Origin of the sequence: Psychroserpens sp. SPM9, assembly GCF_025153525.1 — a bacterium.
Classification (GTDB): domain Bacteria; phylum Bacteroidota; class Bacteroidia; order Flavobacteriales; family Flavobacteriaceae; genus Psychroserpens.
This window is the reverse complement of sequence record NZ_JANZNR010000005.1, coordinates 125,523-139,885: the sequence shown is the minus strand read 5'-3', so window position 1 is coordinate 139,885 and position 14,363 is coordinate 125,523. Positions and strand designations below refer to the sequence as shown.

Below are 14,363 nucleotides of genomic sequence, written 5' to 3'. Positions count from 1 at the left end.
TAAGTTATTTTTTCTTTTCTAATAAAGCCATATAAAATCCATCAAAACCAGATTGATGTGATAGTATGCTTTTGTCTTTTACAAAGGTAAAATCTTTTCCTAAATCTGATGTTAAAAAGGCATTAACTTGCGCTTTGTTTTCTGAAGGAAGTACTGAACATGTAGCATATACAAGTTTTCCTCCATCTTTCACAATTCGAGAATACTGTTGTAAAATATCTTGTTGTGTTTGTTTTATAGTTTCAATAAATTCTGGTTGTAATTTCCATTTTGCATCAGGATTTCTTCTAAGAACACCCAATCCAGAACAAGGCGCATCAATCAAAACACGATCGGCTTTGTCGTAAAGTTTTTTAATTACTTTAGTAGATTCAATTGGTCGTGTTTCAATATTAAAAGCTCCATTTCGTTTAGCTCTACGTTTGAGCTCGTGTAATTTGTTGGCATAAATATCTAAGGCGATAATTTGCCCTTTGTTTTCCATTAATGATGCCAAATGCAATGTTTTTCCACCAGCTCCAGCACAAGTATCAACAACTCTCATTCCTGGTGTAACATCCAAAAACTCTGCCACTAATTGAGAAGAAGCATCTTGAACTTCAAAGTAACCATTTTTAAAAGCTTCCGTTTGGAATACATTGGCTCTTTCTTTTAGTTTTAAAGCGTTAGGATAGCCTTTAATACTTTCGGTTTCGATTGCATCGTCAAAAAGAAGCGCTTGTAACTTTTCTTTAGTTGTTTTCAACGTATTGACTCTTAAAATAACATCGGCTTGTTCATTTAAAGCTTCAATCTCTTTAGTCCAAACAGCTTCGCCTAATTCTTTAACGCCTACTTCATCCAGCCAGTCTGGAATGGATTCTTTAAATTTTCTAGTTTGCGATAATTCGTCATAACGCCCTTTAATTTTACGTTGCGGTGTGTTTTCAAAATACTTCCAATCGGGTAATTTAATACCTCTCAATGTTGCCCAAACCGCAAATATGCGCCAAAGATTATCTCGGTCGTAAGGCGCTTTAACTTCAGCTATTTCAGCATAAAGACGTTTCCATCGTACAATGTCGTAGGTGGTTTCTGCAACAAATGCGCGATCACGACTTCCCCAACGTTTATCACGTTTTAGAAGTTGTTGTATGACTTTATCGGCATACTTTCCTTCATTGAAAATGAGTGTTAGCCCATCAATAACTGAAAAGCATAAGTTTCTATGTAGACGCATTATAAAAAAATTAAGCATGCAAAGGTACATTAAAAGTTGAGATATTTTAGGTTTATATTAAAGTGTTATCTTTTAAAAAGATTAGTTTATCAAGTTTTTTTGCGAAATTGCAGATTAGACGAATCGAGGGATGTTTAAATAGTGAGTATTTTTTGAGAGAAACGGAATTTATAGCAGAATTAAAATCTAAAAGTACTAAATCCCAACCAAGAGAATCAATGAAATAACCTTAAAGAAACTTTAATTTTGTTAGTGAAAAAAATGATTTGATTGATGTTAATTAGGTATTTACTGATTAATAGTTTGAAAGGCTTCGCAATTAGGTCATGGAGCTTTTCTATTTTTATAGAAATTTGAAAATTATGAAACGTATACTGCTTTTTTTCTTAGGTCCCTTATTAATTGTTGGTTTAGGGAGTTGTGGTTTATGGAGCTATAAATCAAACACCTATACTTATAAACCTGTGAAAACGCAATTTACAAAAGTAGAAATCGAAACCTTAGTACAAGATTCTACACTTAATGTTAGAGCATTAGAAATTGTAGAATCTATAGGTCCTATATATTTAACATCATTAGGTGAGTTAGGGATGCTATTACCACAAACATTTATTAGCCATGTAGATTCTTTAAAGGATAGACCCTTTTATCATCATAAAATAAATTTGTCTAATGATACGCTCAAATTAAATTTTAGAGCTTTGGGCGCACTTAAAACAAAAGGCTTTGGAATCACTATTGGTTCTCCGGCATTACTTTATAAACTGAATGCAGATTTAGAAAAAAATGAACTGGTGTATCGCGAAGATCATCCGGATGTGTTTTATGATGCTATGGAGTTTTGGAATGAACAAGAAGGCATCGCTATTGGTGATAGTGTTGAAGGTTGTCTTTCGGTGATTATCACCAGAGATGGTGGCGATACGTGGTCTAAATTAGCTTGTGATCAATTGCCTAAAGGCATAGAAGGTGAAGGCGCATTTGCAGCTAGTGATACTAATATTGCAATTGTTGGAAACAAAACTTGGGTTGGTACAACGGCTGGGCGGATTTATTATTCGGAAGATAAAGGAGTGACCTGGACAATTAGAAACACCCCAATTGTTAAGGCTAAAGAGACGGAAGGTATTTATTCCTTAGATTTTTATGATGAATTAAACGGTTTTGCGATTGGAGGTGATTATACCCAACCTGAAGCTAATTCTGCTAATAAAATAAGAACTGCTGATGGTGGGAAAACATGGCAACTCGTTGCGCAAAATCAATCACCAGGTTATAGAAGTTGTGTGCAATATGTGCCTCATAGTAATGGCAAAGAATTGGTGGCCATCGGATTTAAAGGAATTGATTATTCGGCCAATTTTGGAGATTCCTGGACGCATCTAAGTGATGAAGGTTTTTATACCCTTCGTTTTTTAAATGATTCTACGGCTTATGCAGCAGGACAAGGACGCCTGGCAAAACTCAAATTCAAGTAAAAAAAATCCCTATCGGCAGATAAGGATGTTTTTGATTAATTTTTTTTGAACTTCTCGCGTCGCTTTTGATATTCTTCAAGCATTTGCTTTTTAAATTGTTCTTCAACAATTCGAAGTAATATAATTTTTTTAGCAGGTATGGCGGTTAATAAACTTTCTACCAAATCAGATTTGAGGTTTTGTTGCTCTTTTTCAAAGGCTAAAAAATCTTTTAAGGCTTGTTTGGCTTCCGCTTCTGTAAGTGTCTCTATTTTCAAATTACGTCGTTTATCACGAGCATTATGACGTAGCATATCGACTTCTTTTTCATAAGCATTATAAATTGGCCAAAATTTTTGAGCTTCGGTTTCGGTGAACTCAAGTTTTTCGGTAATCAATGCAACCTTTAACGCTCTTATGCGCTCATGGCGATCGCTTTTTTGTGCAAAACCACTATAGGTTAATGCGATAAAAAACAGGGTTATATATAGCTTTTTCATAGGGTTTATTCTATAATTAAATCTTCGATTTCTATGGTGTTTATTAAATAATCTTCGATTGAATTTTCGGGTATTTCGTTTTCTATAAAGTTGTCTTTATGTAATTCTTCATCAGTTAGTAACGACGCTAAGTCTAAAGACGTATAATCTTCAATTTCCAAATAATCTTCAATTGAAGCGGTATCGATATCACTAATTGTAATAGTTTCCGAAGTAAAAAATAAATTAAACATTAAAACAATAGAGGCAGCAATCGCTGTAGCATATACTGTCTTTTTCCAACTAAATAGTGATCTTACTTTGGTGTCGTTTGTAGTGTCTAATTGCGCAAAAATACGATCGTCTAAGGATTCAAAGTACGACTCAGGCACATCAAATCCTGATGCTTCAACCTTATTTTTTAGATGTATATCATTAAGGATTTGCTCTTCAACTTCTGAAAAGTAATCCTTTGGTGTTTTAAATCCAGAGGTTTTAATTGTATCTAATTTTCGCTTTGTCATATCTTTAAGACTCTAAAATTGCTCATTAGTTTAATCTTGAGTTAAAAACGCTTCTATTTTCTTTACAGCAATGTGATAAGAAGATTTAAGCGCGCCTTCACTGGTTTCTAAAATTTCGGCCATGTCTTTGTAGGTAATATCCTGAAAATATTTCATCGAAAACACTTGTTGTTGCTTTTGTGGTAATCTCGCAATGGCTTCTTGTAATTTAAGCTGAATTGCATCACCTTCAAAATAAACATCGGCTTTTAAATTATTGACCATATGCTGATGCGTTTCTTCATTATTTAATTGTAAACGTTTTGCATTTTTATTAATGTGAGTTATAGACTCGTTGGTTGCAATGCGATACATCCACGAATACAATTTACTATCACCTTTAAAGTTTTGTATGTTTTTATAGATTTTTATAAAGGTGTTCTGTAACACATCATCAGCGTCATCATGCGACTTCACCATATGACGAATATGCCAATAGAGGCGTTCTTTATAAATAGTCAAGAGCTCTTTAAAGGCTAATTCTTTTGTAGTTGGGTCTGCAAGCCGTTGTATAAAATCGCGTTCGTTATCCAATAAAAATGGTTTCTGTTTAGACACTTCAATTTACTGAAAGTTTAATTGAAAAAAAGTTATTTTATTAAGCTGTTGATAGACAGGTTTTTAAAATAAAAATAATCGATAAAGTGTAAAAAAATTCGCTGAAATGCATTTTTTTCTTGCGTACTACATTTATTTAATTTATGTTTGTCTCAGCCTAACCTACTTAATTATTACCATTGTCCCCAAATATGGTAATAGAACTGAAAAGGATGCAACCCAAGTCGCATCCTTTTCTATGTTTTATACTTGTATTATTTTATCAGTTTAGGAGTATTTGATTATTCAAAACTCTGCATATCAACTAGCTTTTTGTAGACACCATTTTTAGCTATAAGCTCGTTGTGAGTGCCTTGTTCGGCAATTTCGCCTTTATTCATTACAATTATTTCATCGGCATTTTGAATGGTCGATAAGCGATGCGCAATAATAATTGAGGTTCTGTTTTGCATCATTTTATCGAGAGCATCTTGAACTAAACTCTCACTTTCGGTATCTAAAGCAGAAGTGGCTTCATCTAAAATCATAATTGGAGGATTTTTTAATACCGCTCTGGCAATACTCAATCGTTGTTTTTGACCACCTGATAAGTTATTACCTGAATCTCCTATGTTAAAATCCAGGCCGCCTTCTTTTTCTTTAACAAATTCCCAGGCATTAGCAATTTTTAAAGCATTGATAACCTCTTCATCACTTGCGTTTTCTTTTCCGACAAGAACATTATTTTTTACCGTATCGTTAAACAGAATCGAATCCTGAGTTACCAGTCCCATTAAGCTACGTAACGAATGTTTTGTAAGTTGTCTAATATCGTCACCATCAATAGCAATAGCACCTTCGTTAACATCATAAAAACGAGTCACCAGATTGGCAATGGTTGATTTTCCGCTACCAGATTGCCCCACTAATGCTACACTTTTTCCTTTGGGAACCGTTATAGAAAAGTTCTTTAGAACGTAATCCTCTTTGTATTTAAAGGAGATATTTTGAATGGCAATTTCTGAAGTAAAACTGTCTTTAGTTTTAGCATTTTCAGCATCTTTTAAACTGGAGGTCGTATTTAATATTTCAAGAACACGATCGGCTGATGCATTTCCAGATTTTACTTTATAACTCGCTTTGCTTATCGCTTTTGCTGGTGTTAAAATATTGTATGCTAAGGCCATGTAAGTAATAAACTCATCTGGAGACAATGTTTTGTCAACTAATACCATTCGGCCACCATATAATAAAATGACAGCGATCACCACAATGCCTAAAAATTCGGATGTTGGCGACGCTAAATTTTGTCGGTGTGCTAAATCGTTAGCAAATTTATAAAGTCTTGATGTTGAGTTTTTAAACACAGATGTAAATCGTGATTCTGCATTAAAACCTTTAATCACTTTTAATCCGTTAAGTGTTTCGTCTAAAACTGATAAGAAGGCACCGTTTTCTTCTTGAACACGTTTAGAATGCTTTTTTAAACTTTTCCCCACCCATGAAATAACCATTCCAGAAATAGGAATAAAAACAAATACAAAAATGGTGAGCTTAAGACTGATGGTAAACATAACTATGATGGTGAAAATGATCGTCAGCGGTTCTCTAACTAGCAATTCTAAAATAGCGAGTAGCGAATTTTGAATCTCATTAACATCTCCTGAAATACGGGCAATAATATCACCTTTTCGTTTTTCAGAAAAATAAGAAATAGGAAGTTCAACAGTTTTTTCGTAGAGTTCATTTCTGATATCTTTTAAGATCCCATTACGCAAATAGGCTAAAAAGAAATTTGAAAAATAGCCTGCTGCATTTTTAAGTAAAAACGTGGTTAAAACAATACAAATCATTAAAATGAGTACACTGTATTGACCATCTTCGGCAATTTTTTGAGTAATAAAATAATTTAAAGAATCTTCAAGATAGTTACCGTATTCTAAAAATCCGTCATAATCTGAACTAAGGGGTTTTTTTGCAATGGGCTCTGCTGTTTTGAGCAAAACCTTAAGCATTGGCATTAACGATACAAAGGATAATGTGCCAAAAAGCGCATACAATATATTGAAAAAGATATTGAGATATGCATACTTTTTATACGGAAAAATAAACCTTGAAAGCTTCTTGATATAATCCATTAGGTGAGTTTCATGTCTTTTAATATAGCATCAATACGGTCTTCCAATTTTTGTTCCGTAGCTTTAAATGCTGACACATTGTCTAGCGTTGTATTAACACTAATGTAGAACTTTATTTTAGGTTCTGTTCCGCTAGGTCTTAATGCAATTTTGCTACCATCTTCGGTATAATAAATCAAGACATTAGATTTTGGAATGTCGATTGTTTGCTCTTTACCAGAAACCAAGTCTTTTTTAATCGATAACTGATAATCTTCAATACTAACAACCTTAGCGCCATTAACGCATTGTAACGGGTTTTCTCTTGCGTCTATCATCATTTGTTTAATTTCTTGCGCACCTTCAATACCCTTTTTAGTTAAGGAAATCAAGCGTTCTTTATAAAGGCCATGTTCAACATATAAGTCAATTAAAGCTTGATACATGGTTATACCTTTTGCTTTGGCTTGAGCAGCAATTTCGCAGGCCAAAAGGGTAGAGGTTACAGCATCTTTATCTCTAACAAAATCACCTACCATAAATCCGAAACTTTCTTCTCCACCTCCAATAAAATCCAGTTCTGGAAAATCTTTAATCATTTTAGCAATCCACTTAAAACCTGTTAACCCAATTTTGCAGTCTACGCCATAAGCTTTAGCCAATACAGACATCATAGGTGTTGATACTATCGTAGAGCCAACAAATTGCTTACCGTTAATTCGTCCAGATTTTTTCCATTGTTTTAATAAAAAATCGGTCATTAGTAACATGGTTTGATTTCCGTTAAGGATAACCAGTTCATTTTCTAAATTTCTTACTACAACTCCTAAACGATCACAATCAGGATCTGTACCAATAACAATATCACCATCTGTTTGTTGAGCTAATGCCATTGCCATTTTTAGAGCTTCAGGCTCTTCAGGGTTTGGAGATTCAACTGTTGGGAAGTCACCATTAGGTTCACGTTGCTCTTCCACAATTTGAACATTCGTATATCCAGCACGTTTAAGCGTTTCTGGAACCGCTGTGATTGATGTGCCATGTAAAGACGTAAACACAACATTTAAATCTGCTCTAGCTTCTGCTGAGGTATCAAAACTTCCATTTTTTACAGATTTATCAATGAAAACAGTATCGACAGCCTGGCCTATGTATTCAATATGAGCGTTATTAGCTTCAAATTTTATTTCAGAATAATCCAAGCGATTAATTTCAGAAATAATCTCTGCATCCTGAGGCGGTACTAATTGTCCGCCATCCTGCCAATACACCTTGTAGCCATTGTATTCAGGTGGATTATGAGACGCTGTTAGTACAATTCCGCAGTGGCAATTTAAATGCTTTACAGCAAATGATAATTCTGGTGTCGGGCGTAAATCTTCAAAAAGATAAACCTGAATGCCGTTGGCAGAAAATACATCAGCGACCACTTTTGCCAGTGATTTACTATTATGCCTACAGTCATAAGCTATAGCTACTTTGAGCTGTTCTGATGGAAATTGGCTTTTCATATAATTACTCAAGCCTTGTGTGTTTTTGCCAAGGGTATATTTATTAATACGATTGGTGCCAACACCCATAATACCACGCATACCTCCAGTTCCAAATTCGAGATCTTTGTAGAAACTCTCATTGAGATCTTTGGTATTGTTCGCAATTAGATGTTTTATTTGGTTTTGAGTCTCTTGGTCAAAAGCTGGCGTTAACCACTTATTAACGCGTTCTAATAGTTGAGGTTCAATGTGTTTCATCTTTTCAAATTATGCTTTAAATGTACGTATTTCGATGGTATTGATGGTTGGGGGTTTGTATTAATTTAAGTACGTAATTAAAAATTAAGTTCTTGTTTTATTAAATAACGATTTTTATCGGTTTTAGAACGTAAAATGAGTTCACCTAAAAATCCTGCTACAAAAAATTGTGAACCGAGAATCATCGTGGTTAAGGCGATGTAAAACTGTGGGCGTTCAGTTATTAAGCGTCCTGTTGGGTTTAAAAATAGTTTGTCGATACCTAAGTAAAACGCAAATATGAATCCTATACCAAACATTAGGACGCCTAAAGCGCCAAACAGGTGCATAGGACGTTTTCCAAATCGGGATAAAAACCAAATAGTAATTAAATCTAAAAACCCATTAATAAAGCGTTCCATTCCAAATTTGGTAACCCCATATTTTCGGGCTTGGTGCTGGACTATTTTTTCACCTATTTTGGTAAAGCCAGCGTTTTTGGCTAGCACAGGAATATAGCGATGCATCTCACCACTAACATCAATGTTTTTAATCACATTTTTGTTGTAAGCTTTGAGACCGCAATTAAAATCATGGAGTTTAACGCCAGAGGTTTGACGTGCAGCCCAATTAAATAATTTAGACGGCAGGTTTTTAGCGATGACCGAATCGTAGCGCTTCTTTTTCCAACCAGATACCAAATCAAATTTATTGACAACAATCATGTTGTAGAGATCTGGTATTTCTTCAGGATTGTCTTGTAAATCGGCATCCATGGTAATGACAACGTCACCTTCAGCTTTGGCGAAACCAGCATGTAAGGCTTGCGATTTTCCGAAGTTTTTTAAAAACCGAATACCTTTTACATTAGCGTCTTTTTGTGAGAGTTGCATGATGGTCGACCAAGAATCATCAGTACTACCATCATCTATAAAAATGATTTCATAAGAAAAACGATTGGATTGCATGATTTTTGCAATCCAATCGTGTAATTCTGATAATGATTCTTGTTCGTTGAGTAGTGGTATGACTACTGATATATTCATCTAGTAATTTTGAAAATTTAATAGTTCAAAAATACTGATTTTTTTTAAGAGTTACTTTTCATTACGAGTCCGCCAATTAATGACCAAATTAGTCCAAAAAGGGCACTAGCAGCAATCCAAATTGCAGATCCAATTACGGGATTAAACATGGTTTCCATGAATTTCATAGACTGATCTAGCTGAGCTTGCGGCATATCAGGATTTTGTTCAATCATGGTTTCTTTGGTCACTTCCATAAGCTGAGGCATAAATTCTGGGTCGATTACATAATTAAAAAGTAATCCGTAAAGTACATAGACAATGGCACTTATAACACCAATAATAACACCTAGTTTAATAGCGCTGCCTATAGTTAATACATTAGCGTTGTGCTTTTTGTATTTGCTAATAGCATACATGATAACTATAGGGAAAATAATATAGTACGCTAATTGGGGCCATTGCGCACCTTCTAAGGCTTGTCCTGTGACGTAACTTACTACCGAAAGCGCAATCATTATAACACCTAAGATGAGGCCATAATTCATACCAAATTTACCTGCAGACATTTTTTGAGTTTCCATATTTAAGTTGATTATTTAGTTAATACGATTAGTTAGTATCTTAAGCATTATATTTGTTACAAATAAATCCAAAATAAAAAAAGAAATAAATTATTGGTAATTTACAAAAAATACTTAAATTTGCACCTCCAAAATAGTAAGGAATTTAAAGTTAATAGAGATGAAAAAAGGAATACATCCAGAAAATTATAGATTAGTAGCATTCAAAGATATGTCTAATGAAGACGTGTTTTTAACTAAATCTACTGCTGAGACCAGTGAAACAATTGAAGTTGATGGTGTTGAATATCCAGTGGTTAAATTGGAAATTTCTAGAACATCTCACCCATATTATACTGGTAAATCTAAATTGGTTGATACAGCAGGTCGTATCGATAAATTCAAAAACAAATACGCTAAGTTTAAAAAATAAGCTTAGACCATACATATTTCATAAGCCTTCAGGATTTTCCTCGAAGGCTTTTTTGTTTTCTATAATTGATTTACTTTTAACACCTAACATCAACTTTGATTATGAATTATATTCTTTTTGACGGTCCGTCACGTAACAACCTGTTGCCTTTTACATTTACAAGGCCTGTTGCCGATATTAGAGTTGGGATTTTAACCATTAGAGAAAAATGGGAAAATCACCTTGGGTTTACCACAACTACTTTAACCGAAGACTATTTATCTGAGAAATATCCCATGGTAGAAATGGATGATAATGTCATGATTAATGCGTCGTATTTACCTAATCACGAATTAACCGAAATCATCAAAGGTCTTGAAGAAAATCAAGCCGTATTTTGTGGTGAAGATGTGATTGCATTTTTTACAAAAGATACTCAAGATGAAATTGATTTTGATACTTATGAGGCTATAGAATATAATGAAGAAGTATTAAAAATTGAGTATACCTGGGACATTTTTGCTAATAATGGTGCTGCTATTCAAGCCGATTTTGACGTGTTAACTCGCGATAGAACATCGCAACCTATACCAAGTAGTTGTAACGTGCTTAATGCTCAAAATATTTTTATTGAAGAAGGCGCTACCTTAGAGTTTGTAACATTAAATGCTAAAACAGGTCCTATTTATATTGGTAAAGATGCCGAAGTAATGGAAGGCAGTATCATTAGAGGTCCTTTTGCTTTATGCGACCATGCGACAGTAAAATTGGCGGCAAAAATATACGGGCCAACAACGGTTGGACCACACAGTAAAGTTGGTGGAGAAGTTAATAATTCGGTGATTTTTGGGTATTCTAATAAAGGACATGATGGCTTTTTAGGAAATTCAGTCCTTGGCGAATGGTGTAACTTAGGTGCAGATACCAATAATTCGAATTTAAAAAATAACTACGCCGAAGTCAGACTCTGGAACTACCAAACTGAAGGTTTTGCTAAAACAGGATTGCAATTTTGCGGACTCATGATGGGCGATCATAGTAAATGTGGCATCAATACCATGTTTAATACTGGTACAGTTGTTGGTGTAAGTGCTAATATCTTCGGAAGTGGATTTCCAAGAAATTTTGTGCCAAGTTTTTCCTGGGGAGGCCATACAGGATTTACAACATACTTGACAAAAAAAGCGTTTGAAGTAGCCGAAGTGGTGATGGAACGACGAAATATAGTCTTTTCCGAAGTTGATAAAACCATATTAGAACACGTCTTTGAAGAGACCAAGAAATGGAGAAAAAGTTAACCTTAATTCTTAAAAACATGAAGTTTATTTGCAGTATCATTTTAGTATTGACGCTAAATTTCGGGTTTTCCCAAACCTACACGATTAAAAACCTAAAACTTAATGACGACAAAAGTCAGTATGGTGTTGTATTTTACAAAGGCGATAAAGTCTATTATACCTCTTATATGCTTGATGACAGAAACCGAGCAAGGCGCGACCATGACAAGCGATTAATTTATACAATGTTTGAAGGTGAGAAAACCAAAGATGGCGAAATTATAAATCCGAAACAATTTATCAAATCTGAAGATTTTGTGTTTAATACTTCAAGTGCAGGCTTTAGTCCTGATGGGAAATATATGTATATCACCACCAATTTTATGAAACGTGGGAAGTCGTATAAACGAAAATTAAAATCTATAAATCTTAACATTCAACGTGGCGAATATATTGAAGGACGTGGTTGGACCAACTTTGAGCCCTTGCCGTTTTGTGAAGCAAAATATAATTACGGACACGCGGTTTTAAGTCCTGACGGATCCACCATCTATTTTACATCCAATGCACATGGTGCTCATGGACAAACCGATTTGTTTAAGGTTAAAATTTTGGGAAATGGCGAGTATGGTAAAGTGGAGAATTTAGGTAAAAAAATTAATTCACCACGACGTGATATGTTTCCGTTTGTGAGTAAAGACAATGTCCTTTATTTTGCTTCAGATCGTGTGGGAGGTGTTGGTGGTTTAGATATTTATAGCTACGACTTAAATGGCGATCCAGAAACCGAAACACCTGTACTTTTGCCTCAACCTATAAATAGTAGAAGTGATGATTTTTGTTATGTTTTAAATGATGACATGACCGAAGGTTATTTTTCATCACGACGACCTAAAGGCAAAGGGGAAGATGATATTTATTACTTTACTTTTGATTAGATTACCCTTTTAAACCATAAACATTACAAACACTTATCCTTATGCTCGGAATTTTACTCATTTTTTTTATTGGAAAGTACTTTTATAAACTAGCTGAAAAGTTCAAGCAAAATAAGTGGCTGTTTGCTATTTTGGGCGTTGTGGTATATTATGTTGGGACCTTTATTGCCGGAATTCTCTTAGGTGTTTTTGATGAACTTTTAAGCTTAGGAATAGATTGGGATAACACACTATTACTCACATTTCTTGCTGTTCCGTTTGGCATTGGTGCTGCCTATCTGTTTTATTTTATTCTGAATAAAAAATGGGAAAAGACCATTATTATCAACGAAAATGAAATCCAGGACATTGGTAAGCCAGACCAATTAGAAGAACACAACTAATCTTTTTTTACACGTTTTAAATCCATTAGATTAATTGGATTGATGCCTAATCCTGAAACATTTTTTCTGGTGAATCGTACGACTTCATCATAAAACAACGGAATAACAGGAGTGTTTGACATTACCAGACTATCCATTTTTGTATAGAGTTGTTCACGTTGTTTGGTGTCAGTAATTGTAAAAGCATCTTCATACCAAGCGTCAAATTGGTCATTTTTAAAATGGGTGTAATTTGGACCATTAGGTGCGAAATTTTTACTGTAATAAAGCGATAAATAGTTTTCAGCATCAGGATAATCGGCAACCCAACTGGCTCTAAATAAATCCAGTTTACCATTGGCTTTAGCATCTTTTAATGTTGCAGCTGGTACCACATCTACATTGACGATAATTCCAATTTTTTGAAGTTCTCGTTGTATGTATTCACAAAAACTTAGGTAGTTGCTCGTTGTTGTGATGGTAATTTCAGGATTAGTAATGCCTGAGTCTTTTTTAAATTGTGCCACAAGTTGCTTGGCCTTTTCAGGCTGAAAAGAAAAACCAATTGATGCATCGTAACCTGGCAACCCTTTAGGAATAAATCCACCATGCGCAGGAATACCAATTCCATTTCGCAAATAGGTCATCATTTTTTGTCTGTCAAATCCATAATTAATGGCCTGACGTAAGGTTTGCGATTGTATTTCAGGAATTTCAGAATCCATAAAATAGGCCAGATATTCGGTGTTTAAATAAGGGCCGCGAATCATATTTACAGTTTTCGAATACGAGTCGCGTAACACACCATTTGCGGTTAAAATTTCATCTTTGTACGAGGCATCCAAACCTGAAACAAAATCGATATTACCTTGTGTAAACTGTAGAAATTCACTTTGTTTATCTGGCAAAAAGGTGATAGCAACAGCTTCCAAATACGGTAAGTCATTGCCGTTGGCGTCATGCTCAAAATAATCGTGGTTTTTGCGAAAAACGAGCTTTAAGTTTTCTTCCCATCGCTTAAACTGAAAGGGTCCAGTACCAATAGGATGCGAACGAAAATCACTGTTATAATGATTAACAATTTCCTTAGGAACTACAGAGCAGTATTTCATCGTTAACAACCCTAAAAACGCAGGAAAAGGTTGTTGTAATTTAATTTCAAATAAAGTGTCGTTAATGGCTTTGAATTGCTCTACTTTATTGAGTGTCCATCGTCCAGGTGAGGCAAGATTTTTATCTAATAAACGATTAAAGCTGTATTCAAAATCTGAAGCTATGACTGTGCGCGTAGAATCCTTTCCAAAAATACGGTGTTTATGAAACCGAACATCATTCCGCAGTATAAAGGTATAGGTGAGTGCATCTTCAGAAATGTTCCACTCTTTAGCAATACAAGGTTGAACATTTAACTGATCATCCATTTGTACCAAGCCATTAAACAATTGATTAATTGCCCAAATATCGGCATTGTCTTTTGCAAAAGCAGGATCTAGAGAACCAATATTTTTGTGTTCGTTATATCTAAAGACGAGATGATCGTTGGTGGAAGTTTTGTCATTTCCGCAGGAAAAAAGGAGAAAAAGGACTAAAACACTCACAATAAGTCTTGAAAAAGTAGATTTATGACGCACTCGTTTTAGCATTTTGTTCATTAATTGTAAATTTGCCCACTCTTATTTTTGAA

General features: G+C 34.5%; 14 protein-coding genes. 5 read left to right on the top strand and 9 right to left on the bottom strand.

The window, feature by feature from the left end; translation table 11 throughout:
* Window positions 1-4: 4 nt before the first annotated feature.
* Window positions 5-1,219, bottom strand: coding sequence for an RsmB/NOP family class I SAM-dependent RNA methyltransferase (locus tag N4270_RS11355; protein WP_260097259.1), 1,215 nt, complete (start codon window positions 1,217-1,219; stop codon window positions 5-7).
* Between the two features lie 362 nt (window positions 1,220-1,581).
* On the opposite strand from N4270_RS11355, the gene N4270_RS11350 reads away from it, so the two are divergent.
* On the top strand, window positions 1,582-2,697 hold the full coding sequence (locus tag N4270_RS11350) for an oxidoreductase (protein WP_260097258.1): 1,116 nt from the start codon (window positions 1,582-1,584) through the stop codon (window positions 2,695-2,697).
* 35 nt (window positions 2,698-2,732) lie between these two features.
* On the opposite strand, the gene N4270_RS11345 is transcribed toward N4270_RS11350, so the two are convergent.
* From N4270_RS11345 to N4270_RS11315, 7 genes are all read right to left on the bottom strand, one after another.
* Window positions 2,733-3,176 (bottom strand): hypothetical protein, encoded by a 444-nt coding sequence (locus N4270_RS11345; RefSeq protein WP_260097257.1) that lies wholly within the window; start codon window positions 3,174-3,176, stop codon window positions 2,733-2,735.
* Window positions 3,177-3,181: 5 nt separating this feature from the next.
* Complete coding sequence (locus tag N4270_RS11340) at window positions 3,182-3,679, bottom strand: hypothetical protein (protein WP_260097256.1); 498 nt, start codon at window positions 3,677-3,679, stop codon at window positions 3,182-3,184.
* Window positions 3,680-3,709: 30 nt separating this feature from the next.
* Window positions 3,710-4,252, bottom strand: coding sequence for an RNA polymerase sigma factor (locus tag N4270_RS11335; protein ID WP_260097502.1), 543 nt, complete (start codon window positions 4,250-4,252; stop codon window positions 3,710-3,712).
* A gap of 305 nt (window positions 4,253-4,557) precedes the next feature.
* A complete protein-coding gene (locus N4270_RS11330; protein WP_260097255.1) occupies window positions 4,558-6,393 on the bottom strand; it encodes an ABC transporter ATP-binding protein in 1,836 nt (611 codons plus the stop codon).
* A complete protein-coding gene (locus N4270_RS11325; protein WP_260097254.1) occupies window positions 6,393-8,123 on the bottom strand; it encodes a phospho-sugar mutase in 1,731 nt (576 codons plus the stop codon). The genes N4270_RS11330 and N4270_RS11325 overlap by 1 nt, the downstream gene beginning before the upstream one ends.
* 77 nt (window positions 8,124-8,200) lie before the next feature.
* Entirely contained in the window at window positions 8,201-9,148 is a 948-nt protein-coding gene (locus N4270_RS11320) for a glycosyltransferase family 2 protein (protein WP_260097253.1), read from the bottom strand.
* A gap of 44 nt (window positions 9,149-9,192) precedes the next feature.
* Window positions 9,193-9,711 (bottom strand): DUF4199 domain-containing protein, encoded by a 519-nt coding sequence (locus N4270_RS11315; RefSeq protein ID WP_260097252.1) that lies wholly within the window; start codon window positions 9,709-9,711, stop codon window positions 9,193-9,195.
* Between the two features lie 160 nt (window positions 9,712-9,871).
* Between N4270_RS11315 and N4270_RS11310 the strand changes: the two genes are divergently transcribed.
* From N4270_RS11310 to N4270_RS11295, 4 genes are all read left to right on the top strand, one after another.
* Window positions 9,872-10,123 carry a type B 50S ribosomal protein L31 gene (locus tag N4270_RS11310; RefSeq protein ID WP_260097251.1) on the top strand — a complete coding sequence of 84 codons (252 nt, stop codon included), beginning with the start codon at window positions 9,872-9,874 and terminating at the stop codon, window positions 10,121-10,123.
* A gap of 101 nt (window positions 10,124-10,224) precedes the next feature.
* Window positions 10,225-11,400 (top strand): GlmU family protein, encoded by a 1,176-nt coding sequence (locus N4270_RS11305; RefSeq protein WP_260097250.1) that lies wholly within the window; start codon window positions 10,225-10,227, stop codon window positions 11,398-11,400.
* Between the two features lie 17 nt (window positions 11,401-11,417).
* A complete protein-coding gene (locus tag N4270_RS11300; protein ID WP_260097249.1) occupies window positions 11,418-12,317 on the top strand; it encodes a hypothetical protein in 900 nt (299 codons plus the stop codon).
* A gap of 41 nt (window positions 12,318-12,358) precedes the next feature.
* Complete coding sequence (locus tag N4270_RS11295; protein WP_260097248.1) at window positions 12,359-12,700, top strand: hypothetical protein; 342 nt, start codon at window positions 12,359-12,361, stop codon at window positions 12,698-12,700.
* On the opposite strand, the gene N4270_RS11290 is transcribed toward N4270_RS11295, so the two are convergent.
* The gene (locus N4270_RS11290) at window positions 12,697-14,331 is read right to left on the bottom strand and encodes an ABC transporter substrate-binding protein (RefSeq protein WP_260097247.1); all 1,635 of its coding nucleotides are present in this window, start codon (window positions 14,329-14,331) and stop codon (window positions 12,697-12,699) included. The genes N4270_RS11295 and N4270_RS11290 overlap by 4 nt on opposite strands.
* Window positions 14,332-14,363: the final 32 nt, after the last annotated feature.

Excerpts from the sequence above, each read along its gene's own strand:
- N4270_RS11290 (WP_260097247.1), bottom strand. The coding sequence starts at position 14,331 with ATGAACAAAATGCTAAAACGAGTGCGTCATAAATCTACTTTTTCAAGA.
- N4270_RS11325 (WP_260097254.1), bottom strand. The coding sequence starts at position 8,123 with ATGAAACACATTGAACCTCAACTATTAGAACGCGTTAATAAGTGGTTA.
- N4270_RS11295 (WP_260097248.1), top strand. The coding sequence starts at position 12,359 with ATGCTCGGAATTTTACTCATTTTTTTTATTGGAAAGTACTTTTATAAA.
- N4270_RS11340 (WP_260097256.1), bottom strand. The coding sequence starts at position 3,679 with ATGACAAAGCGAAAATTAGATACAATTAAAACCTCTGGATTTAAAACA.
- N4270_RS11300 (WP_260097249.1), top strand. The coding sequence starts at position 11,418 with ATGAAGTTTATTTGCAGTATCATTTTAGTATTGACGCTAAATTTCGGG.
- N4270_RS11350 (WP_260097258.1), top strand. The coding sequence starts at position 1,582 with ATGAAACGTATACTGCTTTTTTTCTTAGGTCCCTTATTAATTGTTGGT.
- N4270_RS11330 (WP_260097255.1), bottom strand. The coding sequence starts at position 6,393 with ATGGATTATATCAAGAAGCTTTCAAGGTTTATTTTTCCGTATAAAAAG.
- N4270_RS11315 (WP_260097252.1), bottom strand. The coding sequence starts at position 9,711 with ATGGAAACTCAAAAAATGTCTGCAGGTAAATTTGGTATGAATTATGGC.
- N4270_RS11320 (WP_260097253.1), bottom strand. The coding sequence starts at position 9,148 with ATGAATATATCAGTAGTCATACCACTACTCAACGAACAAGAATCATTA.
- N4270_RS11355 (WP_260097259.1), bottom strand. The coding sequence starts at position 1,219 with ATGCGTCTACATAGAAACTTATGCTTTTCAGTTATTGATGGGCTAACA.
- N4270_RS11345 (WP_260097257.1), bottom strand. The coding sequence starts at position 3,176 with ATGAAAAAGCTATATATAACCCTGTTTTTTATCGCATTAACCTATAGT.
- N4270_RS11310 (WP_260097251.1), top strand. The coding sequence starts at position 9,872 with ATGAAAAAAGGAATACATCCAGAAAATTATAGATTAGTAGCATTCAAA.
- N4270_RS11305 (WP_260097250.1), top strand. The coding sequence starts at position 10,225 with ATGAATTATATTCTTTTTGACGGTCCGTCACGTAACAACCTGTTGCCT.